Origin of the sequence: Tistrella arctica, from assembly GCF_039630945.1 — a bacterium.
Taxonomy (GTDB): Bacteria; Pseudomonadota; Alphaproteobacteria; order Tistrellales; family Tistrellaceae; genus Tistrella; species Tistrella bauzanensis.
Map to the genome: position 1 here is coordinate 315668 of NZ_JBBKTV010000008.1, position 23540 is coordinate 339207.

The window sequence follows — 23540 nt, forward strand, 5'->3', positions numbered from 1 at the left end:
CCATACCCGATTTCCCCGTCTTCCCTGTCATCTGCCGGACTGCTTGAATGACATCGATCGAGATTCTGCGCACTGTTCTGGGTCTGGCGCTGGTGGCCGGCCTGATCGGGCTGGTCGCTCTGGGCGTGCGGCGCTGGGGAGACCGGTCAGGCGCCCCCACCCGCGGTCGCGGCCGGCGCCTGACCGTGGTGGAAACCCGCCAGGTCGATCCCAAGCGCCGGCTGATCCTGGTGCGCCGCGATGATGTGGAACACCTGCTGCTGATCGGCGGCGACGCTGATCTGGTGGTCGAGCGGAACATACCCGTCACGGACGCGATGGCCGGCGCCGACACGCCTGCGCGCGTCATGCCGGGCGCGGGCTATGGCGCAACCGGCCCGGCCGGCCGACATGATCCGATCTATGACGACGACGAGGATGATGGCCCGGTGTTGCGGGTGGACCGCCGTGGCAGCGAACCGCGCCACGGCCTGCGGCCGCAGACCCGCCGGATTCCGCCGGAGCTGGACCGGTGACACCGGCCTTGCGGCATCCGCCGCGGCCGAAGCCGATCGAGGGTCGGCCCACCGGCATGACGACCTGCGCATGGCGTCTATCGGGTATTCTGGGCATCGCCCTGCTGGCGGTGACGGTGCCGGCCATTCCGGCCCTGGCTCAATCGGTCACGCTCGACATGGGCGCCGAGGATCCGGGCGGTTTCACCGGCCGGATCATTCAGCTGGTCACTCTGGTGACTGTGCTGTCCCTGGCGCCGGGGCTGCTGGTGGCTGTGACCTCGTTCACCCGGATCGTGGTGGTGCTTTCGCTGTTGCGCAGCGCGCTTGGCGTGCAGCAGACACCGCCCAACGCGGTGCTGATCGGGCTTGCCATCTTCCTCACCGGTTTCGTGATGACACCGACATTCGATCGGGCATGGACCGAAGGCGTGGCACCGCTGCTTGCCGAGGACATCTCCGAGGAAGAAGCGTTCACCCTGATTTCGACGCCATTTCGCGATTTCATGACCGCCCATGTGGGCGAACAGGAATTGACCGCCTTTGTCGAGATGGCAGCGCTGACGCCTGAACCGACCACTGTCGAAGACGTGCCGCTTCAGGTTCTGATTCCGGCTTTCATGGTCAGCGAGTTGCGGCGCGCGTTCGAAATCGGCTTTCTGGTCTTTCTTCCGTTTCTGATCATCGACATGCTGGTCGCATCGCTGTTGATGTCGATGGGCATGATGATGCTGCCGCCGGTGATGATCTCTCTCCCCTTCAAGCTGATCTTTTTCGTCCTCATCGATGGCTGGTCGATGATCTCAAGCAGCCTTGTGCGCAGTTTTGGTGGCTGACCAGCGACGTGATGGTCCCTATCTGCGCCATATCTGCCGTTCCCCCCCGAACAGGTTGCATACTTTCATCATTTCGATGTTATGCTGCATTGCGATATGTCTTCGGGGGAACGGCGACTATGGCTTGGATGCCCACATCCCGTATCCGCAATGTCCGACACGGCAGCGGCAGGGTTCCGCTCTGCGCTCTGTCGGCGATGACACTGGCCGCCTGTGTCGCGGACAGGCCACCTTCGGTGGTGGCAGCATCCGGCACCGCAACGGCGCCGACCACCATGCCGGTCGCATCGGCCGCGAAGCCCCCGCAGCATCCGGTCGCCATCGCCCTGTCCGATACGGCCAACCGCTTCGCCGATGGGGGTGTGCGCATGCGGCTGACCCCGCGTCCCGACGGCACCGGTCAGCTCTCGCTCGACATGTGGGCCGCCCCCAGATTGTTCGGCACCTATGCGCAGACCAATGTCGTGGTCCTGCTGGTTGGAGAAGACGGGCGGGTCACCGGAGAAAAGGCGCGGCGCTGCACCAAGATCCAGCGTGGCCTGACGGCCTCCGGCAGCTATGACTGCGCCATCGAGGCCAGCTTCAGTGTCAGCCAGATGATGCCGGCCGATCATGTTTTCGTCCTGAACCGGCTGTGTAGCTGGCAGGCTCTGAATGGCGAGGTCCGTCAGGCATCACCCTGCGCCGGCCAGGGAGACACGGTCGATCTGGTCCGACAGTTCATCAGCACCGACCTGCCAACCGTGCTTGGCAGCACCGCGCTCGCAAGCGGTGACGAGGTCGCCATCGGCAATAACTGGCGCGGCAGGTCGCTGCGATAAGCAGGCAGGCGGGCCGCGCCCTCAGCGATCCGCCACACCCACCTGCTGCCAGCGACGCTCCAGATCCGGATCGTTCAGGATGGCCAGCAGAGCGACACACAGATCGGCCTGATCGCCCGGCCGCCCCGTCGCCTCGGCCGCGTCCAGCAAGGCAATGGTCGCTTCGGCAAAGAATCGGAAATGGCCGGGATCCTGCTCCACCGCCCCTGAACCGGAGGTGGTCTCGAAAATCGCCGTCCGGCATCGTTCTGCGGACACCGACGTGAAGGCGCGGCACGACAACGGCCGCACGGCATACACCATGCAGGCATTGTCGGGCCCCAGCAAGGCACAGGGTTGCCGGACCTGCGACGGGTCCGCAGCGGCGTTCAGCGCCGCCACCGCCGCTTCCAATCGCCGCATCAGCGCCGCGCGTTGGCCGGCATCGACATGCTCGGTGATGTGGCGTGCGATCAGAAAGGCGGATTGCGGCGGCACATGCACCTGCAGGTGACAGCACATGGCACATCCCGTCCGGCACGCCATGGCGCGCTGTCGCGGAAACGCGCTGTGCAGGGCCTCTGCCGCGCGCCCGGCGACAAGATTGGCCACCGCCGCAGCAGCGGCCGGGTCTGCCGCAGTGATTGCGTGGGCGCGGACGGCGGCGCGAAGATCGGTGAACAATGCCTCGTAACGCGCAGCCATAGCACGGGTTTCCGCGCCGACGGCCTCAATCCGCCGGGCGCTCTCGTCGGCCGTCTGTTCGGCCGTCTCGCCGGGGCGCTCGTGCATCAGTCCCGCCTTGTCTGAAACATGCAGTACCCGCCAGTGTCGGTGCGGCATGCGGTCTGCGTCAACGCCCTTGATGGGCGCCAACCGGGCCTTGATTGCGAGGCCGAACTCAGGCATCCAGTGCCGCGATCGCCGCCAGCGGCGCCAGCAAGGCATGGCCGATCGCCGTGGACGCCGTCGCCTGAAGCCGCGCGCGCGGCAAAGGCGGCAGATCGAGTGCCGCCGGTGCCGTCGGCAGACCGTCATAGCGGCCGATGCCGGGGACCGCGCCGATGCCAAGCCCGGCGCTCAACGCCGCCATCAGCGAGCGGGCGTCGGTCGCCTCATGGGCCAGGCGCCACCGGCGGCCGGCGCGGCCCAAAGCCGCGACGGCGGCAGCACGAAACACGCAGGGCGCCCGAAACGCCACCACCGGCAAGGCACTGTCCGGATCGGCGACCAGCGCTGGCGCATCACCGCGCCACAGCACCGGCACCGACCCGGCCGGGCCGGTGCCCTGCCCGCGGGGGCCAGCGTCACCTGCACCGGCACCGGCCGCCCGGTCATCCACATCCTCGGTCATCAGCACGAAGGCCAGGTCCAACTGTCCGGCCGCAAGGTCGGCCGTGATCTGAGCGGTGGCACCGATGCGCAGGTCCAGGGCAAGCCCCGGCCGCAGGCGTCCGGCTTCGGCCACCAACCGGCCCAGAACCGCGTCGCTCGCATGCTGATGCATGCCAAGCCGGAGCACGGCAGCCACGGGCGCCGCGCCGGTCAGATCGGCCACCATACGATCATGCATGCCGATCAGCCGCCGCGCCTGACCGGCCAGCCGCTCCCCCGCCTCGGTCGGGCGCGGCGCCTGGATCCGGCCCGGGGCCGCGCGTTCGATCAACGTGCAGCCAAGCAGATCCTCCAGCCGGCGAATCTGCTGGCTGACCGCGGGTTGGGTCCGGCCGATCACCGCCGCGGCCCGTGCGAAACCGCCTTCGTCGAGCACCGCCAGAAAGCTGCGCAACAGCACGATGTCGACATCCGGCCGGGGCATCGGCGGCTCCTGAAAGCTATAAGTATTGGTGATAGGGTGGATCAGACCTTTCGATTTGGCAAGAACTTGGGTCGGGAACCACACTCCCAGGGTCAGCCACCGCCGCGCCACGACCGGGCGGCCCCCGGAGACCCCGCACCATGTCCATGTATTCCTCCCGTCCCGCACCAACACCTCCGCCCGCCTCCGCCCTCGCCCCCGGCCGGCAACTGATGCCGGGGGCATTCGTGCTGCTGTGGAGCACCGGCTATATCGGCGGCGCCATCGCCCTTGGCGGTATCGAGCCGCTGACCATGAGCGTGCTGCGCTTCACCATCGCCACCACGCTGATGGCGGCAATCGCCTGGGGCACCGGGGCGATCCGGCCTGTACGGCGCGGGCTGATCGTCCATGCGGCAATCACCGGCATGCTGATGCACGGTCTGCAATTCGGCGGGCTGTACAGCGGCATGGCGGCCGGCGTTTCCGCCGGGGCGGCGGCGTTGATCGTCGGTCTGATGCCGGTGGTGGTGACGGTGCTGGCCGGGCCGATGCTGAACGAATGGCCCAGGCCCCGGCATCTGGCGGGGCTGGGCCTGGGCATCGCCGGCGTGGCGCTGGTGGTGGGGCCACGGCTGACGGGCGGTGTCGGCGGCCCGGCCGTCGGTTATGGCCTGGTGGTGCTGGGCCTGCTGGGCCTCAGCCTGGGCACGGTGTGGCAGAAGCGGTTCTGTGCCGGGCTGGACCTCCGCCTCGCGGGGACCGTGCAGACCGCAGCCGGCGGTCTGGTGCTGGTGCCGGCGGCGCTGCTGCTGGAAACCGGCCATGTGGTGTGGAGCGGCGAGGTCACGGCCGCGGTGCTGTGGCTGGCGGTGGTGAACTCGATCGGCGCCATTGCCCTGCTGGGCCTGCTGATGCGCCAAGGCACCGCCGCGCGCGCCGCCGGCCTGTTCTTTCTGGTGCCATCCGCCACCGCCGTGATGGCCTGGATCGTGCTGGGTCAGCCGATCACGCCGCTGATGCTGGCGGGCATGGCGCTGTCTGCGGCCGGCGTCAGGCTGGGGCGGCGTTGACGCGGATCAGCCCATCCGGGGAATGGTGAACAGCGGGTCGGTGCTCAGGGTCAGCGGCTCGGTGATCAGATCGGCCAGGGCCAGCACCCATGCCCGGTCGAGAACCAGCCTGCCGCCCTGGTCGCGCAGAACACCGGCATCGGTCAGGGCCGCGATGGTGGCCGCGGGATCAATCCCGGCCCGAGGCGCCGCCCCGGCGGCACCGGCCGCCCCTGCATGGCGCAGAAGATCGAGCGCGCCGGGCAGGCCCAGCGCCGCAAATGCAGCCGACGCGTCACGCATCGCCATCCTCTCCTCCCTCTCAAGCCCTGCCTTCCGGTCAAGCCTCGCGCAGCGGATGACGGCCGCGAACCACCTCATAGAGCATGATGCCGGTCGACACCGCCAGATTCAGGCTGTCGGCCCGGCCCAGCATCGGGATCTTCACCGTCTGGTCGCAGGCCGCGACCATCTCGGGCGGCAGGCCCGATTGTTCATTGCCCATCATCACCAGCATAGGCGGGCGATAATCCACCGTCCGGTAATCGACCGCCGCGGTCAGGGCCGTGCCGACCACCCGGCCGGTCCAGCCCGGCCGCCAATCGAGAAAGCCGGCCTTCGTCGTCCGCACGATCCGGTTCACGAACAGCGATCCCATGGTGGCACGCACCGCCTCCACCGACCAGGGGTCACAGGTGTCACCCACCAGAATGACACCATCGCCGCCCACCGCGTCGAGCGTGCGGAGAACCGTCCCCAGATTGCCGGGATCCTTGATGCCCTCAAGCACCACCCACAGCGCGCCGGGCACGGGTGTCACCGCATCCAGGCCGTGATCACGCCGGTGGAAGGCACCGATCACAGTTTGCGGGTTGTCGCGCCGGGCGATCTTGATCATCACCTCGGGCGTCACCTCCAGCGCCCGGGCGCCGGTGCCGGCAATCAGCCGGGCCAGCCTGCGCCCCGGCGGCAGGTCGCGCAGCCGCTCGACGAAGACCAGTTCATCCAGGTGGAAGCCCAGTTCCACCCCTTCGATCACCGCCCGCAGCCCTTCCACCAGGAACAGGCCGCTCGCCTCGCGGTTCTTCTTCAGGTGCAGGCCGGCCAGCCGCTTCACCGCCGGGTTCGACAGGCTGCTCACCGGTTTCGCGTCGAAGCTGCCGGCGTTGTCCGGTGTATCGCACATGTCAGGTGTCTGGGGCATGTCGGGCGTCTTTGGCATGTCAGGCGTCCTTGGCATGAGCTGCGGATACCGCCGCCGCGGCCGGTTCGGCCGCCAGCGCCCGATCCGACATCCAGCGGGCGAACAGGGCGGTGGGCAGCACCCGGCCGGCCGACAATTCGGCAGTGGCGATCTCGCCACAACACACCCGCCCCCCCAGCGGCGCCATATGCTCGCCCATCACCCCGGCCAGGGCGGCCGAAGACAGGCGGGTGGCATAGGCGGTCAGGATCACGAACAGGGCGTCGGGCGCCGTCACCGCCGCGACATCGGCCAGGATCGGTGGCAGGTCGTCGAACAGTTTCCACACCTCGCCCTTGGGACCGCGACCGAATTTGGGCGGATCCAGCAGGATCGCGTCATAGCGGTTGCCGCGCCGCACCTCCCGGGCCAGAAATTTCCGCGCATCTTCCACCAGCCAGCGCACCGGCAGGTGGTCGAGGCCCGCCGCCGACTGGTTTTCGCGTGCCTGCATCACCGCCTTCTTCGAGGCATCGACATGCACCACCTCGGCACCCGCCGCCGCCGCGACCAGCGATGCCACACCGGTATAGCCGAACAGGTTCAGCAGCCGCGGCGGCGGCCCGCCCTCGGCCACCCGCGCCGTCAATCGCGGCAGCATCCAGCCCCATTGCGTCGCCTGTTCCGGAAAGAAGCCCAGATGCCGGAACGGCGTGAACCGGCCCAGGAAGCCGACCCCCTGAAAGCGCATCGGCCAGGTCTCGGGCATGTCGCGGCGGGCGAAATCCCAGCGGCCGCCATCGTCGTCGGATGCCTTGTCGGCATCGAACATCGCATCGGCACGGTCCCATTCGGCCGCGGTCAGTGCCGGCGACCACATCGCCTGCGGCTCGGGCCGGATCACGGTCATCCGGCCTGCACGTTCCAGCTTGCGACCATGGCCGCTGTCGAGCAGGGCATAATCGCCCCAGCCCTCGGTGATCATCAACTCGGGAACGGGCCAGATGGTCCGATGGCTGGGCGTGTTGGGCGGGGTGGTGGATCTGGTGGTCAAGGTACCGACAAGGCTCCGGAGGCGGCAAAGGGGTGGCTGCCGGATGGCGATCGATGCAGCGGCCGGCATCCTAGCCGAATGCACCGCCACCGCAAGGCCATGGCCGCACCGGCCACCCACGGGCCGGGGCGCACCGGTCAGTTGATCGTGCTCAGGCGCTGGGTCGCGACCTGCTGGCGATAGGCGGCCAGGAAGCTCTCATAGCTGCCGATCTGGCCCAGCGCCGACCTGAAATCGGCGCTTTCCGGCCGGGCAATCGGGTCGGTGACGAAGCGGAAGGCGCCGGCAACGGCGGTATTGGACATGCGCTCCCCCATCTGGCGGCGCAGATCACGGCGCAGCGCGTCGTTTCCGGCCAGCACCGCCGCGATCGCGGCCTTCAGGGTCTCACGTGCGGCCACGTCGTCGATGCGGGCCGTCGGATTGGCGATCAGCGGCTCGATGACCCGGCGATACGCTTCGGCGGCGGCGGCCCAGTTCTCCTGGGTCCAGGCGAATTCGGCGCGCAGCCGTCGTGCTTCGGCGCCATCATCGCCGTCTATCGCCGCGCGCGCGCCATCGAATTCACCCAGATCTGCCAGGGCACGCGCTTCAAGGCGCTGGCGCTGGTTGATAAGCGCCGAGGTCATCTCGGCGGTGACACTGTCCTGAAGAGCCTGACGAGCACCGGCCGGGTCGCCATCGAGCAGCCGGATCAGCGCCAGACGCGCACCGACCCGCGATCGATCGGCACCGCTCAGACGGAAGGCGACCTGATGGCGCAGCAGTTCGGACGCCTCATCCAGCAGATCCACGGCCGCCAGCTTGTCGGCCATGATCCGGATCATTTCGTCGCCACGCTCCCCCACCGGGGTCAGTTCGCGATAGTCGTAGAACAGCGCCAGGGCATCGAGCGGCGCCAGCTTCGATGATCCGCCCTCGACGAACAGCCACGCGAAGGTATCGCTCATGCGTCTGGCCAGTTCAGCCGATTGCGGCGCGTCAGGATAATAGGTCACCGCCTCTTTCCAGGCGCCGAGCGCGCCGTGATAGTTGCCGGCCTTCTCGCGCATCTCGCCCAGAATCTTGAGCATGTTCATCTCGATCTGGTCGCCACGCCAGTCGAAACGCAGCTTGTCGATCGCCGCCGCGCCATCGGCCGGCTTCATGCTGCCGGTCTCAACCGCCGTCTCGATCTGCGCCAGTCTCGCCAGCACCGAAACCTTGCGGTCGACACCGGCATCGGCGATCGCCCGCCAACGGTCGATCGCAATATCCGCATTGCCCTCCACCTTGTCGGCCAGCGCCGACAGATATTCGACCATCGCCGCCTGCTTGGGATCGAGGCTCATCTGCGTCAGGTTGTCGATCATCGCGCGCCCGGCTTCCAGGCGGCCACTCGCCAGGGTGGAATGGCCGATGCTGATCAGCATCTGCGCCCGCAGCGGTATTGGGAAATCGATCGGCACATTGACGCCGCCCGAAGCGAATTCGCCGACGATGTTGTGGCGTTCGCGGCCCGCGGCCACCGCGGCCCGCCACAGCGCATAGGCGGGATCCTGGTCGAAGCGCGCGTCATTGAACGCCGTCTCAGCCTGATCGTAATGGCCCTGCATATAGGCCGCGGCCCCGGTCAACGCCACGACGTCGACCCGGTCGGCGATCGCCGGTTCGCGAGAAACCGCGGTCTCCACCACGCCCATCGCCTCGGCCGCGAAGCCATTGGCCAGCAGAAACCGCGCCAGCGTCAGGCGCGGCCCGGTGCGCAAGGGCGGCGCCACCGACACCACCGCCTGCTGCAAAGCCTGCCGGGTTTCGGCGATCAGTTCGGGCGAGCGGACCCAGCGGGCGAAATCGAACGGATCACGGCCGCCGATGGCCATTTCGGTCAGCAGACGGGTCGCCTCGGTCTCGGCCGGTGCCGGTGCCGGCGATGCCAATGGCGATGGCGGCAGAGCCGCGGGCGCCAGCGCATCGGCGGAAATCGGCAGGCCGCCGCCGCCGCCGATTTCCACGCCGCCGCGACGACTGGCCACTGGCAGGGCATCGGGGCGGGGGCGGATCGCCACCCCTTGAGCGGTTTCCAGCAGGTCGAACGGCACGAACTGCCGGCCGGGAACAACGCCCCGCGACGAGCCACGGATCGGCACCACGATCATCCGGATACCGGATATGGGGTCGGTGGCATTGATGGCGGCGGCGCCGTCACTACCCTCGATGACCAGCCCGCCCGATGCGCCGCCGGTCACGATCAGCGGCTGGTCGGGCAATGGCGCATCTTCCAGCAGCCGGACGCGCCAGGTGTTCTCATCGCGCCGCACATGCGGCCGCAGGCCCGGTCGGGTGTCCAGCCGCAGCAGCAGCGACCGGTCGGGATTGTCGACCACCATCACCCGCTGGATCTGCCCGGCCGATCCGCCGGTCAGATCGGCGGTGGCGACATTGGCCGGCCGGTCGAAGGCGATCCAGGTGACATCGCCCCAATGGAACACCGCCGCCGCCGGCGCCGTGCCGGCCCAGGCGAAGTCGATCAGCACGCCGCGATCGGTGGGGCTGGTGGAGATGGTGACACCGGTGCTTTCGTCGCGGCCGCCATCGCCCGCCATCTGGCCAGGAACGGAGGGGCCAGGAACGGAGGGGCCAGAGTCAGGGGAACCGGATGCGGCTGGTGGTGCCGCCGGCGGCACCGGCGGTGGCAGGTCCAGCGGCTGGACGGGGCCCCCGGGCGTGGTCGCGATCTGAACGGATGGCGCCGGCTGGACAGGCAAGGGCTCAGGCGCCGCCTGCGCCGGCCGGCCCACCAACTGCGCCAGATCGGCGATCGGCGCCTGCCCGGCCGCCCGTGCGGCCGCATCGGCCGGTTCGTAGATGTCGATCACCACCCGGTTGCCGACATAGAAATGCCGGATGCGTGCATCCGCCTTTACAGTGAAACCGGCGGCGGTCCGATTATCCCCGGTCTCGACGGCGGCCGCAGCGACGTAACGGCCCAACCGCACCGGCACGTTGCTGACATCGATGGTCACCGGCTGGTCGAAGCGGATGGTCAGGGCATTGCCATCGACACTCACCTCATAGCCGACCCGGCCGGTCCAGTCGAAGACGATGCGGCCAAAGGTGGGGTGCAGCCCGGTCCGCACCCGGATATCCGGCAGGGACCGCACTGTCTGCACCGGCGGGGCTTCATCTCCCTGAAGCTGTCCGCCCTGGGCCTGTGGTGTCAATGTCTGCTGGGCCTCCGCCCGCGACATCAGGCCGAGCGACAGCAGGATGGTGGCGGAAAAGGCCATCACCAGCCAGACCGCGGATCTCCGCCGCACCTCTTGCCTGCCGCCTCCCTTCAGATCACTCACGATCCGAAGCCCTCCGCTTCCGGCTCATCGATCACCACGTCCACGCGGCGGCTTCTTGCGTAACGCTGGTCGCGCGGCAGCCGGATATCCACATCGTCGAACCGCGACGACCCGTGACCATAGGTTGCTATGGTCCTCGTGTAGCCGCTCTGGCGCAAGACCCGTGCGACAGTGGCGGCACGATCGATCGACAACTCCCAGTTCGACGGATAGCGGTCGGTCTCGATCCGCACCGGATCGGTATGGCCTTCCACCGTGATCCGATTGGCGAAAACCGACAGGCTCTCGCCCAGAAGGATCAGGCTGCGGCGCCCGGCCGGCAACAGCGCAGCACTGCCAGGCGCGAACAGGGTGTCGGCCGGCAGCGACAGCGTCACCCGCCCATTGGCGTGGACCAGCTCCAGGTCGTTGATCTTCTCAGGCGCCGGCAACTGAGCGAGCTTGGCGCCGATGATCCTGCGCAGATAATCCAGGTCGACGGCACGCGGGATCAGCACGCTCGGCATGTCGACGGACGCCGATGGCTGCGGGGCCGGCACTGACTGGGTCAGGTTCAAACGTGCGCCAAGCGAGTTGGCCACCTCGCGGAACCGGTCATCCTGCAGCGACGACATGGCGAACAGCATGACGAAGAAGGTCAGCAGCAGCGACACCAGATCGGCGAAGGTGTACATCCAGTCCGCTTTTGCCGGCGCGCCGTGGACCGGGGCGTCGGCATCGTCCTCAATCGGGTGGGCGTCGATCGGGCGGGCGGGCGTCGTGCGCTGCGGCTGCTTCATCGGCCGCGACCGGCATCAGTCGGGACCGTACCGATCTGCGGCGGGCTGCCCATGCGGAATTCGATCACCAGATCGTTGTCGGACTGGTCGCCGATGCCGGTTGCGATCAATCGCTCAGGCACGCCATGCGACACCACGGTCCGTGCCAGAACGCCGGCGCGCAGAACGCCCATCCGCTCCTCGCCATCGCTGGGCCCGCCACCAAGGCCTATGCTGAACACCACCTCGCGGACCTCGGTCCCGCGTGTCACCAGCAGATCGGACACCCGGTCGAGCAGGCCGGTCACCTGCGGCAGCACCCGGGGTTCCCCTTCATAGAACACGTCGGCCATCGGCACGCGCACCTGAAGCACGTTGCCGTTGTCGAAAGACTGCACCCGCGCATGGGGGATCGCCGCCTGAAGCAGTTCGAACAGGGCATTCTGGAACGCTTCGGAAATGCTGCCAGGACCATACAGGATGGCCAGCGATTCAATCCGGCCTTCCGACTGGGTTTCCGTCGCGAAGGTGGATTGAAGGCTGTCGACCGTTGCCTTCACCCGCTTGTCGCTGACATGGGAAATCACGTTCAGCATGATGAAGAACGACAACAGAATGAGGTAAAGCCCCAGATAAAGGGCGACGTTCGTGTCCGCATGCTTGCGCACCGGATGACGTCCCTCGTCCTGCATGTCGGGGCTCCCTCAGGCTGCTGTGGACGGATCCGGGCCGGCTGGCGGCCGGGTGGCCGCGCGCCGGCATGTCCGGGCAGTCTCAGTCGAACAGGGCTCAGTCGAACAGGGCGTCGATATCCTCCTGGCGGATCGCATCGTCGTTCGAGGCCGGCCCCTCAAGGGTCTGGTCGTCATCGACACGGGCCACGACATCCTTCCAGCTCTTGTGGGTCGGATCGTCGGACGCCTTGCCCGATGCCTGGTCGACATCGCCGAAGATCGAGATCATCGCGTCGATCTTGACCTCGATATACTTCAAGGTCTTGACCACCTTACCGATCCGCTGGCCGGTGACATCCTGAAAGTTGCACGCCTCGTAGATCCGGGTCACCTGATCGCGCATGCGGTCCGGTGCCTCGCCCTGCAGGCCGTCGAGCGACGCTTCAATGGTCTCGACCGCGTCGAGGATATTGCTGGTCGCGACCTCGGTGGCACCGATGATCGCGTCCAGCTCGTCGGTCGCCGACGGAATATGATCGGTGCGGATCTCATGCGGGCTGAGTTCGGCAATCTCGGCCTTCGCGCGCTGGATATAAGTAGCAAGCTCGTTGAGCTCGCCATAAAGCTGCAATTCCTGGGCGGTGATATCACCGTCCATAGTGCCAAGCAGCGCCTCGACCACCTCAGTCACCTCGGACAGGCGGACGTTGTCGCCCCGCTCGGCGCGCAACAGGTCGATACGCTGTTGCAGATCGGCACGCAGATTGCCTTTGACGTTCATCGCACGATGCTCCCGATGAGCCCGCGAAGGGCCGGCGGCGCCGGGATGCCAGCGGGGCGGTTCAAGCCGCACCCGGCACGATCCGGAGAGGTTGATACAGAAAACCGCGACGTCAGAAGGGACCGAGCACGCTCGTCAGCTTCATCTTCAAAGTCTCGGCGTTGAACGGCTTGACGATATAGTTGTTCACACCCGCCTCCTTCGCCGCCAGGACGTTCTCGGTCTTGCTTTCGGCGGTGATCATGATGAAGGGGGTGTCCTTCAACTTCACATCCTTGCGCACTTCCTTCAGAAGCTGAAGCCCGGTCATTGGCTCCATATTCCAGTCGGAAATCACCAGACCATACTTCTTCTCGCGCAGCTTGCGCAGCGCCATGCCACCATCCGTCGCCTCGTCAACATTGTTGAACTCAAGCTGCTTCAGCAGGTTACGGATGATCCGAAGCATCGTCTTGTAGTCGTCGACGATCAGGATCGGCATGTTGAGGTCGACACTCATAGGGGTCCCACTCCGTTGGTTCTTCAGTTGCCAGTTCCGGGATCGGCCGGGTTCGCGAGTGCCCCGTCCTCCGCTGCACCTTCGGCACCGGGCGGCAGCTTGCGCCGCTCGGCGAGTTGAGTCGTCACCGCCCGTGCCCTGACCGGGTCCATCTGCGCCAGGATCGGGGCGGTCCGCCGTTCCTTCATGCGCTCGACCACCTGCATCAGCACCGGCATGTCGAGCCCCTGGAAGATCCGGGCGGCATCTTCAGGTTCCATCACTTCATAGATTTTCACGAGACGCTGATACTCAGCTTCCTCGGCCGCGCCCACTTTGCCCAGCAGACTTTCGACCTCGGTCTGTATGCTGCGCAGTTGCGCGATCTTCTCGTCGATCCGGGTCTCCATCGCCGCCAGCAGACGTTCACGTTCATCAACCGAGGTCTCGCGGGTGTCAAGCTCCCGGCGACGCTCGGACAAGCGCTGCAGCACCGCCACCTCGCCACGTGTCAGTTTGCTGATATCGATCGGCTGGTCACGCTCATCCTGCGGCGGCATGTCCGGCGCCCGGAACTGGCCGCGCTCCAACGGCCGGTCGACCGGTGGCTGGGCGGCACTGGCCGCAGCCGGCTCGGCTCCCGCCGCCGCATCGGCCTCGGGCGTACCCGGCTTGGCATCGGGCGGTGTCGGCGCCACGGCCTGTGCCTCGGCCGGCGCGCCACCGACGTCAATGGTCAACGCCGGATCCTGAGCGTCGAACATGTCGACCACCCGCACCGACAGCATCAGTGCCGCCACGAAGATCGTGGCCGGCAGCAGCCGCAGCCCAAGCGGACCGGTCCTGCGGCGGACCGTCGAGACGCTGACCAGGGGGCGGACGGCAGCCGCGGCCTGCCGCGCTTGGCCCTGTGCGGCCTGCGGCGCCGGCTGTGCGGCAGCCGGCCGCTTGCGGCCACGCCTGACGATCGAAAATCCGGAGGCCATCAGTCACCCCCTTTCAGCATACGCAGGATCGCGGCCGTGGTTTCGGCGCGGCTGCGTGGTGCCCGTCCAGCCGGCGCCTCGGCGGCCGGTGGATGACGTTCGGCCTTCAATGGCTGGTCGTCATCCTCATCGTAATAATCGCCCGGCGCCGGCTGCTGGGTGCCGCGACCGCCGGATGCCGCACCGTCGGCGCCGTTCCGCCGGGCCGTCACCGGCGCCTGTGCCGGCATGGCCTGCTGCTGGCGCGCCACGGTCTCGGCCCGCGCGACACGAACGCTCGCTTCCAGTCGATCGGCCAGTTTGGTGCCATGATCGATCATGAACGCCAGGTCTTCACGCAACAGCTGCGCCTCGTTGAGGCGCGGCCCCATCTCTTCGGCGGCACCGCTGCTGGCCACCTTCAGGTCGGCGATGCCGGCCTCGGCACGCCGCGTCGCCTCGACGAAGCTGTCGATCAGCCGGGGCAGCTCGCTCTGTGCCGCGCGCAGGTCGCCCAGGCGGCGATGCAGCGCCACGCAATAGCCGATCGTGGCGCCCAGAAGCACCACCAGCGTCACATCAAGGATCAGGCCCAGGCTGAAGGTCATCGCGTCATCTTCGACTTGCGGACGCTGTCCTTGAGCTGGACGGCGATATTGTCCATCACCCGCCCCAGCCGGCCACGCGCCAGCGGCACGCTGCCACAGCGCATCAGCACATCGGACTGGGGACGTGCATTCAGCTTCAGCGTCGTGCCCACCTTGAACCGCATGACTTCGCCGAGGGTCAGGGTCTGTTCGTCGAGCAGAGCCTCGACAGTCACGTTCGTATACCACAGCTCCTGAGCCAGATGCGTCTCCCAGATCGTGTCACGGCCGAACTTCTCGCCCATGAACATCTGCAGCAGCAGTTCCCGGACCGGCTCCAGGGTCGCATAGGGCATCAGGATTTCCAGACGGCCGCCACGGTCGTCCATATCCACCCGGAAACGGGCGACGATCGCCGCATTGGCCGCACGCGCGATCGTGGCGAAGCGCGGATTGGTCTCAAGCCGTTCGAACTTCATGTTCACCGGGCTCAACGGGTCGAAGGCCGCCGACAGATCGTTCAGCACCACCCGGATCATCTGTTCGACCAGATTGCGCTCGATCGTGGTATAGGGCCGGCCTTCGATCCGCATGATGGTGGTGCCGCGACGCCCACCCAGCAGCACGTCGACGATCGAGTAGATCAGCGAGCTGTCGACTGTGACCAGCCCGTAATTGTCCCATTCCTCCGCCTTGAACACCGCGATCATCGCCGGCAGCGGAATCGAATTCAGATAGTCGCCGAAACGGATCGACGTCGTGCTGTCGAGCGACACCTCGACATTGTCCGAGGTGAAGTTACGCATCGAGGTGGTCATCTGCCGCTGCAGGCGGTCGAACACCACTTCCAGCATCGGCAGGCGTTCATACGACACCAGCGAGCTGTTGATGATCGCCCGGATGCCGGAGCGTTCCTCGTCGCCCTCGTCACCCTGGTCGAATCCCAGAAGGCTGTCGATCTCGTCCTGGCTGAGCGCACGTGTGCCCTCTTCGGCGAAGAGCGCATCGACATCGCCCTGCCCACCGCCTTCGTCGGCACCAGCCTCATCGGCCGCCATCATCGCTTCCCATTCGGCAGCGATGGCGTCGTCGTCGGGACTGCCGTCTTCGTCGTTCGGATCGGCCATGGACGCAACTCCTGTCAAACCCGGATGAGGTGCCGTCACCGGCGCCCCGTCCGGATTTACTGGACGAGCATTTCGCGGAACAACACGTCGTTGACCGCAACGGGCTGTGCCGCGACATTCACGCGGTCCAGCAATTCCTCCCGCAAGCGATAAATGCCGGCAGATCCGCTCAGATCCTCCACCCGCATCTCGCGCAGATAGACCTGGAAGCTGTCGACGATGCGCGGCATCACCTTCTCGATCAGGGCCACATCTTCCTGCTTCTGAAGCTCCAGCGATACCTTCAGCTTCAGAAAGCTGACCCGCTTGCCACCGGTGTTCAGATTTACCAACATTTCGGGCAGATCGAAATAGACCGCCGTCAGCGGGTCGCGGGCCTTTGCTGCGGCCGGTGCGGCCCCGCCGCCATGACCGCCGGCGCCGTGGCCGCCACCGGCGGCGGCCTCTCCCTCGGCATGCTCCTCGCCGCCACCGATCATGCCGGTCAGGAAAGCCGCAGCCCCGCCGCCGCCGATCAGCAGCAACGGCAGCACAATCAGAAGGATCAGCTTCATGCCGCCCTTCTTCTTGCCACCGTTTTCAGCGCCGTCCACGCCGAGTGCTTCGTCTGCCATGGTTTTCCGTTCCCGCTGTCTGCCAGTACATGTGATCTGCAGGCCTGCTCGTCCGGTGGACCCGTTCCGCGGGCTGCCTGCCTCCTCACCTTAAAGGACATCGTCCATTCAGATGAGGGCTGCAACCCCTGCCGTATCGGCCCGGTACCGGAACCTGCCGGGCGTGCAGATGTCATACCCGATCAGCCGTACCCTAATCGCAACACGGTTAACAAGCTCTTGCACTGCACCCAGGACCGGCAATTTTTTCCGATCCGGTGCCCGGCCGACCGCCCCGGCCCGGCCGGCATTGCCGGGCGGCCACGGCAACCGGCCCTGCGCCCAGCAAAATTTCGTTATTATTCAATGATATATCCTGTTGGCACGAGGTCTGCATAGAGGGAAGCGACCCGCCGCCAGTCGGCATGACACCGTGTTCGAGGCCTCATCCCCATGCAGAACACCAGCTATATCGCCCTGTCACGTCAGATGACGATGGCCCGCGAACTGGAGTTGGTGGCCAACAACATCGCCAATGCCGAAACCACCGCCTATCGCGGCGAGCGGATGATGTTCACCGACTTCCTGCACGACCCCGACAACGCCCCCCAGACCCATTTCGCCCGGGACGTCGCCGTGGTCCGCAATCTGGCGCAGGGCCGGCCGATCGAGACCGGGGCACCGCTCGACGTCATGATCGACGGCGACGGCTATTTCCAGGTCGAGACCCCGTTCGGTCCCCGCTACACCCGCAACGGCAAATTCACCACCGACGCGGACGGCCGGCTGATCACCACCACCGGCGATCCGGTGATGGCGGCGGGTGGCGGAACCATCGTGGTGCCGCTCAATCAGGGACCGATCCAGGTCGGCACCGATGGCACGGTCGCGACCGATGCGGGCCCCCTCGCCCAGATCGCGCTGATGCGCTTCGACAGCGATTTCCAGCTTCGCAAGACCCAGTCCGGACTGTATGCGACCGATGCCCAGCCCCAGGAGGTCGAGGAGCCGAAGCTGGTGCAGGGCATGGTTGAAGGATCGAACGTCCAGCCGGTGGTCGAGATGACCCGGATGATGTCTCTGCTGCGCGCGTTCGAATCGGCGCAGAAGGTCATCGACACCGAACATGAAAACCAGCGTCGCGCCGTCGAGCGCATTCTCCGCCAGGCATGAGCCGGCTCTAGACCAGCAGAGACAGAGAGGCCACCCGGATGAGATCGCTTAGCATTGCCGCCACTGGCATGGTTGCCCAGCAGACCAATGTCGACGTCATCGCGAACAATATCGCGAACATGAACACCGCCGGCTACAAGGTCCGCCGCCCCGAATTCCAGGATCTGCTCTATCAGAACCAGCGTCGTATCGGCTCGGCCTCGTCGGATGTCGGCACCATCGTGCCCTCGGGCGTTCAGATCGGGCTGGGCGTCCGCACCGCCTCGGTCTATCGCATCACCCTGCAGGGACCGCTGGAGGTGACCGACAACCCGCTTGATCTGGCGATCCAGGGCGACGGCTATTTCCGGGTGGCACTGCCCAATGGCGACGACGCCTATACCCGTGCCGGCACGTTCCAACTGTCGCCGCAGGGCACCATCGTCACCGCCGACGGCTTCACCGTTCAGCCCCAGATCGTCGTGCCGGCGGAAGCCACCGAGATTTCCATCAACCCCACCGGCGAAGTCCAGGTGAAGCTGGCCGGCCAGGTCGACCCGCAGAATGTGGGTCAGTTGGAACTGACCATCTTTCCGAACGAAGGCGGCATGGAAGCGCTGGGCAACAACCTGTTCGCACAGACCCCGTCTTCGGGCGAACCGGCAAACGCGGTGCCCGGCACCGCCGGTTACGGCACCTTGCTGCAGGGTTATGTCGAGCGCTCGAACGTCGATCCGGTGAAGGAAATCACCAACCTGATCACCGCCCAGCGCGCCTATGAGATGAATTCCAAGGTCATCACCGCCTCGGACGAGATGTACTCGACCGTCACCCAGCTTCGCTGATCGCCTGCCGCCACCCATCCCTGCGCCTGGCCATTCCTGAGCCGGCCATCCCTGAGCCCACCTGCCAGATCCTTCGTCATCCGGAGCCGCAAGCCCATGACCCGCCGTCCGATCCGCCTCACCCGTCATCTTCGCGCGGCCACGCTGGGCCTGCTGCTCGCCGGTGTTGCCGTGGTCCCTGCCATGGCCGGTGTCGTCCTGCGCGCATCGTCCGACGTCGGCGCCGCCCAGGTCACGCTCGGCGATCTGTTCAACGGCCTGCCCGCCGACACGGCGGCACTGATCGCCTTCCCGGCCCCGGCACCGGGCGAGACCATGACCATCAATGCCCGTCAGCTGGACGGCATGGCCCGCCGGGCAGAAATTGCCTGGCAGCCCTCGACCGGTGTCGAGGAGGTCGTGGTGTCGCGCCGTGGCGTGCGGGTGCCGCGTGAACAGATCGACGCCCTGATCATCGACGCGCTGGAACGCGCGCCGGGCACGGGCAACTCCACCAGCTTCCGCCTGGACTATACCGGCCGCGCCCCGGAAATCGTGGTGGCCGAGACGGTGATGCCGCGGCCGCGGGTGGTGGACTTCATCCACGACAGCCGCACCGAACGCTTTTCGGCCCGCATCGAGGTCGATCAGGGCGATGGGCTGGCACCGCTGGTGGTGGTCTGTGCCGGTCGTGCGACCGCTGTGGTCGACGTGCCGGTGCTGCGCGAGCGGCTGGCCAGCGGCAGCGTGATCGGGCCCAACGACATCGACCTGATCTCGGTCGAACGCCGCCGGCTCAACAACCAGCAGGTCACGGACCCCAACCAGCTGATCGGGCAGGCCCTGCGTCGCCCGGGCTATCCCGGCCGGCCGCTGATGGCACGCGATGTCGGCACGCCCGAGGTGATCCGCAAGGGTGCTATGGTAACGATGATCTTCCGGCGCGGCGGACTGGTTCTGACCGCGCAGGGCGAGGCCCTGGACTCGGCCGGTGACGGCGAGACGGTCCGGGTGCTGAATGCCCGCAGCCGCAACACGGTTTATGGCGTGGTCGCCCCCGACGGAACGGTGGAGGTCGGCGATGCCGGCCCCAGCATCGCCCGCAACTGACCAAAGCCCCGGAATCCGCCGCATTTGAGGACGCAACGACAATGACGGCTCGCCCCGCATCCAGCAGCACCCGGCCCGCTTCTTCCCCTTCGGCACCCCCGGCTCGGGCTGGCGCACGGCGCGCCCGCAAGGCGCTGGGCCATGCGGCCGTGATCGGCATGGCCATCAGCCTGGCCGCCTGCGGCGCCGGCGACCGGCTGGCCAATATCGGCAAGGCGCCCGACCTGTCGGCGATCAACAACCCGGTCGAGTCGCCCGATTACAAGCCGGTGTCGATGCCGATGCCGCCGGTGCGCTCGGAAACCCGCGCCCCGGCCTCGCTGTGGCGCGCAGGTGCCCGCGCTTTCTTCGACGATCAGCGTGCCAAGCAGGTTGGCGATATTCTGACCGTGAAGGTCACCATCAATGATCGCGCCCAGTTGAACAACCGCACCAACCGGTCGCGCCAGAACAGCGAGTCGATCGGGCTGGACGGCTTCTTCGGGCTGGAGAACCAGCTAGGCAAGGTGCTGGCCGAACCGATCGATCCGGGCAGCCTGGTCGATCTGGGCTCGGCCACCAGCAATGTCGGCCAGGGCGGCGTGCAGCGGACCGAGGCGGTGACCGTGTCGATCGCAGCCGTGGTGACCCAGATCCTGCCCAACGGCAATATGGTGATCAATGGCCGCCAGGAGATGCGGGTCAATTACGAGGTGCGCGAAATTCTGGTCGCGGGCGTGATCCGGCCCGAGGACATCGCCGGCGACAACAGCGTGCCGCATGACAAGATCGCCGAAGCCCGGATCGCCTATGGCGGCCGCGGCCAGATCACCGATTTCCAGCAGCCGCGCTATGGCAGCCAGGTGATGGACATCATCCTGCCGTTCTGACCCCACCCTTCCCGTTCTGGCCCCACCCTTCCCGTTCTGGCCCCACCCTTCCCGTTCTGGCCCCACCCTTCTCCGGCGGCCGGCACCGAAGCCGGCCACCGGGATACCGCAGACCGATCAATGCAGACGTCGCGGCGGCCCCGGCGGGCTACTGTCGGGGCCGTCCTCGTCGTCGAACAGGCGCTGTGTGGCACGGGGCGGCACGGTCGGTGTCGTGCGGCGCCGATCGCCCGTGCGGTCGAGCGCCGGCCCCGTCGCCGATCCCGTGCCATCCACGGCCGCCGCGACGGCTGCATCCGCCGGCACGACACCAGGCGTGCGCGCCGGCGGCTCGACATCGCCGTCCAGAGCCAGCACACGGTCCAAAGGCAGTGACACGCCCACCCGCGTGCCGATGCCGGGCCGGCTGTCGATATCCAGCCGGCCGCCATGCAGATCGGCGATCGCCCGGGCAAGCGGCAGGCCCAGACCGGTGCCCCCCCCGCGGCCATGGGCGCTGGCCAGTTGTTCGAATGGCAGCAGGGCCGTCGCGATCTGGTCCGGCTCCATGCCAATGCCGTCATCGACCACCTCGATCACCACCCCGCCTTCCGGCCGCCGGCGCACGCCGACAGTGACCACACCACCGGGGTCGCTGAACTTCACCGCGTTGGAGATCAGGTTCAGCACCAGTTGCCGCAGTTTCAGCCGGTCGGCGATCACCATCGGCGCCGGTTCGGGAATGTCGAGCACGATGCCGATATCGCGGTGTTCGGCCTGCGGCGTCACCAGCCGTGCCGCTTCGCGGGCGATCGCCCCCAGATCGGCATGGGCCTCGTCGAGTCGTGCCTTGCCTGCCTCGATCTTCGACAGGTCAAGAATGCTCCCGATCACGGCCAGAAGATGACGGCCAGCCGACTGGATATCGGTGAGATACAGCCGGTGCCGGTCATTGGGCAGGCCGCCCAGGCCGCCAAGCATGGCTTCGGCAAAGCCGATCACCGCGTTCAAAGGCGTGCGGAGTTCATGGCTCATATTGGCCAGGAAGATCGACTTGGCCTCGTTCGCAGCCTCGGCCTGCTCCTTCGCCCGGCGCAGGGTGTTGGCGGCGATCCGATCGGCGGTCGCATCCAGCAGAGCCGCCAGCAGCACACGCCGGCGGCCGTCGCTTTCCATCGCGCCCTCGACGCGCAGCCAGCGCGGCTCCTCGCCCAGTTGGCGGATCCGCAGATCCATCCGCAGCGGCTTGCCGGTCTCGACGGTGTGGGCGATCGCCCGGTCCAGCAGGGCCATATCCTCGGCCACCACATATTCGGCCATGGCTTCGAAGGGCAACGGCCCGGCGGTCGGCGGCCGGGCGAACAACCGATAGGTCTCGGCCGACCACCAGACCGCATTCGTCTGCGGATCCCACTCCACGATGCCGAGCCCGGCCACACGCTGGGCCGAGGCCAGGCTGCGTTCGCTGAGGCTGAGCCGCCGCATCATCACCGTATGCTCGGTAACGTCGTCGATCACCATGATCACCCGGCCACCGGTGCCGTCATCGGCCAGATTGGCGGTGATCCTGAGCCAGATGCTGATCCCGGCGCGGGTGATGAACCGCTGTTCGGTCGACATCACCCCGGCCGCGCCGCCGACCAGGGCACGGAACTCGTCGGTCCAGGTGGCCCTGCCCTCCGGGTGAACGAAATCCATGATCGACGCGTCGACGATGGCGCTGTTGTCGGTGCCGAGAATGCGCGCGAAGCGGCTGTTGGCCCGCTCGATCACGCCTTCCGTGGTCAGGTGCGCGATACCCACCGCCGCCAGATCGAAGGTCGATCGGAAGCCCCGCTCGCTGGCGCCCAGCCGATTGACCATGTCGACCAACTGATATTCGGTGTCGCGGCGGGCACCGACCTCGCGCTCAAGCTGGTCCAGGCTCTCCAGATTATCGGCGCGCAGGTTCTCCAGCAGCCGTGCCCGGCGCCGGGCACGGAACAGCAGGATCGCCACGACGGCGGTGAACCCCAGCCCCGCCAGAAGAACCGCGAGCGCCGGCATCTCGATGATCCAGCGTCCGGGCGCATCGGCACCGGCCGCCACCTTGATCTTGAACAGACGATCGCCGATCGCGAGGTTGCGGGTCCGCACCCAGGCTTGGGGATCGGCACCGGTCGGCATCTGGTCGATCATCCGAAGAACCTGGACCCCTGCCGCCGGCGCCGCAGATCCGATCGGGCGGGGATCGGCCGGTTCCGGAACCGGCCGCAGACTCAGCCGGTCGGAGGACGCCATCGTGATCCGCTGGCGCACATCCGCCACCAGCACGCCGGCATCGATCACGCCGATCACGATGTCGATGCCGTCGGGCCGGTTCTCGGCGCGCAAAGGCAGCGCGAAAACCAGACCGGTCACCGGCGCAGTCGGGTCCGCATGCCCCACCGGCTCCACGGCCAGCGCGCCTGAAAACAACGCCCGCTCGACCAGCATCGCCAGATATCCAGGGTCCGCCGGCAGGATCTCATCCGCGCCATCCGCATCACCCGAGGCGTTGACAAGACGCAGCCGCGTCGCGCCAAGGGCCACCTGATCAGGCAGCCGTAAGGGCCCGCCCGCCGCCTCCCCGGCGCCGTCGCTGTACCATGCCATCATCGACAGGGCGGGCGCGCGCCGGCGGAACGAGGTCACGAAGCGCTCGAATTCCCGATCCTCGACCCGGTTGGACGATGCGAACAGGGCCGCGAGATCGAGTGCGGCACCGATATGGCGATCGATGTCGATCGCCATTGCCGCCGCGGTCGCCGATGCCGCTTCCGAGAAAGCCTGGCGTTGCGACAATATCCGGTCATGGCGGGTGATCGACCACGCGCCGATCGACAGAACGATCCCGACAACCGCGATCACCCCGATCCACGCCCCCTCGCGGGAGCGTCGGACAAGGCGATCGGGTGCCAGCCCATCGTCTCGGACCCGCCCCTTCCGGACCTGTCCGTCCCGACGCCGTTCCTGACGTCGATCGGTGTTCGACAGATCGTCCGAGACACCGCTGGTTGTCGCGGTCTCCTTGCCCTCGGCCATGCGTGATCATCCATTGACCGCCAGATGAGGC

Annotated in this window: 23 protein-coding genes; 8 read left to right on the plus strand and 15 right to left on the minus strand. The window is 67.2% G+C overall.

The features are described 5' to 3' along the window. Nucleotides 1-47 precede the first annotated feature (47 nt). The 3 genes from WG924_RS19755 (at nt 48) to WG924_RS19765 (ending at nt 2151) form a co-directional block, all read left to right on the plus strand. Nucleotides 48-515, plus strand: a complete 468-nt coding sequence (locus WG924_RS19755; protein ID WP_345934814.1) for a FliO/MopB family protein — start codon at nt 48-50, stop codon at nt 513-515. A gap of 56 nt (nt 516-571) precedes the next feature. Continuing rightward, nucleotides 572-1330, plus strand: a complete 759-nt coding sequence (fliP, locus tag WG924_RS19760) for a flagellar type III secretion system pore protein FliP (RefSeq protein WP_345934815.1) — start codon at nt 572-574, stop codon at nt 1328-1330. Between the two features lie 236 nt (nt 1331-1566). Continuing rightward, nucleotides 1567-2151 carry a hypothetical protein gene (locus WG924_RS19765; RefSeq protein WP_345934816.1) on the plus strand — a complete coding sequence of 195 codons (585 nt, stop codon included), beginning with the start codon at nt 1567-1569 and terminating at the stop codon, nt 2149-2151. Nucleotides 2152-2172: 21 nt separating this feature from the next. Here the strand turns inward: WG924_RS19765 and WG924_RS19770 are convergent, their stop codons facing one another. Continuing rightward, complete coding sequence (locus WG924_RS19770; RefSeq protein ID WP_345934817.1) at nt 2173-2922, minus strand: YkgJ family cysteine cluster protein; 750 nt, start codon at nt 2920-2922, stop codon at nt 2173-2175. Nucleotides 2923-3031: 109 nt separating this feature from the next. Beyond that, on the minus strand, nt 3032-3949 hold the full coding sequence (locus WG924_RS19775; protein ID WP_345934818.1) for a LysR family transcriptional regulator: 918 nt from the start codon (nt 3947-3949) through the stop codon (nt 3032-3034). 140 nt (nt 3950-4089) lie between these two features. Here WG924_RS19775 and WG924_RS19780 point away from each other — a divergent pair, with 140 nt between their 5' ends. Beyond that, the gene (locus tag WG924_RS19780) at nt 4090-5001 is read left to right on the plus strand and encodes a DMT family transporter (RefSeq protein ID WP_345934819.1); all 912 of its coding nucleotides are present in this window, start codon (nt 4090-4092) and stop codon (nt 4999-5001) included. Between the two features lie 6 nt (nt 5002-5007). Here the strand turns inward: WG924_RS19780 and WG924_RS19785 are convergent, their stop codons facing one another. The 12 genes from WG924_RS19785 to WG924_RS19840 form a co-directional block, all read right to left on the minus strand. Further along, entirely contained in the window at nt 5008-5283 is a 276-nt protein-coding gene (locus WG924_RS19785; RefSeq protein WP_345934820.1) for a hypothetical protein, read from the minus strand. Nucleotides 5284-5320: 37 nt separating this feature from the next. Next, nucleotides 5321-6166, minus strand: a complete 846-nt coding sequence (locus WG924_RS19790; RefSeq protein WP_345934821.1) for a TrmH family RNA methyltransferase — start codon at nt 6164-6166, stop codon at nt 5321-5323. 37 nt (nt 6167-6203) lie between these two features. Beyond that, complete coding sequence (locus tag WG924_RS19795) at nt 6204-7148, minus strand: RsmD family RNA methyltransferase (protein WP_372045139.1); 945 nt, start codon at nt 7146-7148, stop codon at nt 6204-6206. Between the two features lie 206 nt (nt 7149-7354). Continuing rightward, nucleotides 7355-10549: a tetratricopeptide repeat protein gene (locus tag WG924_RS19800; protein WP_345934823.1), complete on the minus strand. Its 3195-nt coding sequence runs from the start codon at nt 10547-10549 to the stop codon at nt 7355-7357. After that, nucleotides 10546-11328: an OmpA/MotB family protein gene (locus tag WG924_RS19805; protein WP_345934824.1), complete on the minus strand. Its 783-nt coding sequence runs from the start codon at nt 11326-11328 to the stop codon at nt 10546-10548. Before WG924_RS19805 ends, WG924_RS19800 begins: the two co-directional genes overlap by 4 nt. After that, nucleotides 11325-11999, minus strand: a complete 675-nt coding sequence (locus WG924_RS19810; protein WP_345934825.1) for a hypothetical protein — start codon at nt 11997-11999, stop codon at nt 11325-11327. The genes WG924_RS19805 and WG924_RS19810 overlap by 4 nt, the downstream gene beginning before the upstream one ends. 97 nt (nt 12000-12096) lie before the next feature. Beyond that, a complete protein-coding gene (locus WG924_RS19815) occupies nt 12097-12762 on the minus strand; it encodes a chemotaxis protein CheZ (protein WP_345934826.1) in 666 nt (221 codons plus the stop codon). Nucleotides 12763-12874: 112 nt separating this feature from the next. Beyond that, complete coding sequence (locus tag WG924_RS19820) at nt 12875-13261, minus strand: response regulator (RefSeq protein WP_188574305.1); 387 nt, start codon at nt 13259-13261, stop codon at nt 12875-12877. Between the two features lie 23 nt (nt 13262-13284). After that, entirely contained in the window at nt 13285-14226 is a 942-nt protein-coding gene (locus WG924_RS19825; RefSeq protein WP_345934827.1) for a MotE family protein, read from the minus strand. After that, nucleotides 14226-14813: a DUF6468 domain-containing protein gene (locus WG924_RS19830; RefSeq protein ID WP_345934828.1), complete on the minus strand. Its 588-nt coding sequence runs from the start codon at nt 14811-14813 to the stop codon at nt 14226-14228. The genes WG924_RS19825 and WG924_RS19830 overlap by 1 nt, the downstream gene beginning before the upstream one ends. Then, complete coding sequence (gene fliM / locus WG924_RS19835) at nt 14810-15919, minus strand: flagellar motor switch protein FliM (protein WP_345934829.1); 1110 nt, start codon at nt 15917-15919, stop codon at nt 14810-14812. The genes WG924_RS19830 and fliM overlap by 4 nt, the downstream gene beginning before the upstream one ends. Nucleotides 15920-15975: 56 nt before the next feature. Continuing rightward, nucleotides 15976-16533: a flagellar basal body-associated FliL family protein gene (locus WG924_RS19840; RefSeq protein ID WP_345934830.1), complete on the minus strand. Its 558-nt coding sequence runs from the start codon at nt 16531-16533 to the stop codon at nt 15976-15978. A gap of 432 nt (nt 16534-16965) precedes the next feature. On the opposite strand from WG924_RS19840, the gene flgF reads away from it, so the two are divergent. The 4 genes from flgF to flgH all read left to right on the plus strand — a co-directional run bounded on the left by flgF (nt 16966) and on the right by flgH (nt 20467). After that, entirely contained in the window at nt 16966-17685 is a 720-nt protein-coding gene (gene flgF, locus WG924_RS19845) for a flagellar basal-body rod protein FlgF (protein ID WP_345934831.1), read from the plus strand. 38 nt (nt 17686-17723) lie between these two features. Beyond that, the gene (flgG, locus tag WG924_RS19850; RefSeq protein ID WP_188574317.1) at nt 17724-18509 is read left to right on the plus strand and encodes a flagellar basal-body rod protein FlgG; all 786 of its coding nucleotides are present in this window, start codon (nt 17724-17726) and stop codon (nt 18507-18509) included. 96 nt (nt 18510-18605) lie between these two features. Next, the gene (gene flgA, locus WG924_RS19855) at nt 18606-19598 is read left to right on the plus strand and encodes a flagellar basal body P-ring formation chaperone FlgA (protein ID WP_345934832.1); all 993 of its coding nucleotides are present in this window, start codon (nt 18606-18608) and stop codon (nt 19596-19598) included. A 41-nt stretch (nt 19599-19639) separates the two neighbouring features. After that, the gene (gene flgH, locus WG924_RS19860; RefSeq protein WP_372045103.1) at nt 19640-20467 is read left to right on the plus strand and encodes a flagellar basal body L-ring protein FlgH; all 828 of its coding nucleotides are present in this window, start codon (nt 19640-19642) and stop codon (nt 20465-20467) included. Nucleotides 20468-20584: 117 nt separating this feature from the next. Here flgH and WG924_RS19865 read toward each other — a convergent pair whose 3' ends face one another. Beyond that, nucleotides 20585-23509 carry a PAS domain-containing sensor histidine kinase gene (locus WG924_RS19865; protein WP_345934833.1) on the minus strand — a complete coding sequence of 975 codons (2925 nt, stop codon included), beginning with the start codon at nt 23507-23509 and terminating at the stop codon, nt 20585-20587. Nucleotides 23510-23540 lie beyond the last annotated feature (31 nt).

Bases quoted from the DNA above. Each gene is read 5' to 3' on its own strand.
- WG924_RS19805 (WP_345934824.1), bottom strand. From the start codon at position 11,328: ATGAAGCAGCCGCAGCGCACGACGCCCGCCCGCCCGATCGACGCCCAC.
- WG924_RS19825 (WP_345934827.1), bottom strand. From the start codon at position 14,226: ATGGCCTCCGGATTTTCGATCGTCAGGCGTGGCCGCAAGCGGCCGGCT.
- fliP (WP_345934815.1), top strand. From the start codon at position 572: ATGACGACCTGCGCATGGCGTCTATCGGGTATTCTGGGCATCGCCCTG.
- WG924_RS19820 (WP_188574305.1), bottom strand. From the start codon at position 13,261: ATGAGTGTCGACCTCAACATGCCGATCCTGATCGTCGACGACTACAAG.
- flgF (WP_345934831.1), top strand. From the start codon at position 16,966: ATGCAGAACACCAGCTATATCGCCCTGTCACGTCAGATGACGATGGCC.
- WG924_RS19840 (WP_345934830.1), bottom strand. From the start codon at position 16,533: ATGGCAGACGAAGCACTCGGCGTGGACGGCGCTGAAAACGGTGGCAAG.
- WG924_RS19780 (WP_345934819.1), top strand. From the start codon at position 4,090: ATGTCCATGTATTCCTCCCGTCCCGCACCAACACCTCCGCCCGCCTCC.
- WG924_RS19815 (WP_345934826.1), bottom strand. From the start codon at position 12,762: ATGAACGTCAAAGGCAATCTGCGTGCCGATCTGCAACAGCGTATCGAC.
- WG924_RS19830 (WP_345934828.1), bottom strand. From the start codon at position 14,813: ATGACCTTCAGCCTGGGCCTGATCCTTGATGTGACGCTGGTGGTGCTT.
- flgG (WP_188574317.1), top strand. From the start codon at position 17,724: ATGAGATCGCTTAGCATTGCCGCCACTGGCATGGTTGCCCAGCAGACC.
- WG924_RS19755 (WP_345934814.1), top strand. From the start codon at position 48: ATGACATCGATCGAGATTCTGCGCACTGTTCTGGGTCTGGCGCTGGTG.
- WG924_RS19865 (WP_345934833.1), bottom strand. From the start codon at position 23,509: ATGGCCGAGGGCAAGGAGACCGCGACAACCAGCGGTGTCTCGGACGAT.
- WG924_RS19775 (WP_345934818.1), bottom strand. From the start codon at position 3,949: ATGCCCCGGCCGGATGTCGACATCGTGCTGTTGCGCAGCTTTCTGGCG.
- fliM (WP_345934829.1), bottom strand. From the start codon at position 15,919: ATGGCCGATCCGAACGACGAAGACGGCAGTCCCGACGACGACGCCATC.
- WG924_RS19790 (WP_345934821.1), bottom strand. From the start codon at position 6,166: ATGTGCGATACACCGGACAACGCCGGCAGCTTCGACGCGAAACCGGTG.
- WG924_RS19795 (WP_372045139.1), bottom strand. From the start codon at position 7,148: ATGATCACCGAGGGCTGGGGCGATTATGCCCTGCTCGACAGCGGCCAT.
- flgA (WP_345934832.1), top strand. From the start codon at position 18,606: ATGACCCGCCGTCCGATCCGCCTCACCCGTCATCTTCGCGCGGCCACG.
- WG924_RS19810 (WP_345934825.1), bottom strand. From the start codon at position 11,999: ATGCAGGACGAGGGACGTCATCCGGTGCGCAAGCATGCGGACACGAAC.
- WG924_RS19770 (WP_345934817.1), bottom strand. From the start codon at position 2,922: ATGCACGAGCGCCCCGGCGAGACGGCCGAACAGACGGCCGACGAGAGC.
- flgH (WP_372045103.1), top strand. From the start codon at position 19,640: ATGACGGCTCGCCCCGCATCCAGCAGCACCCGGCCCGCTTCTTCCCCT.
- WG924_RS19785 (WP_345934820.1), bottom strand. From the start codon at position 5,283: ATGCGTGACGCGTCGGCTGCATTTGCGGCGCTGGGCCTGCCCGGCGCG.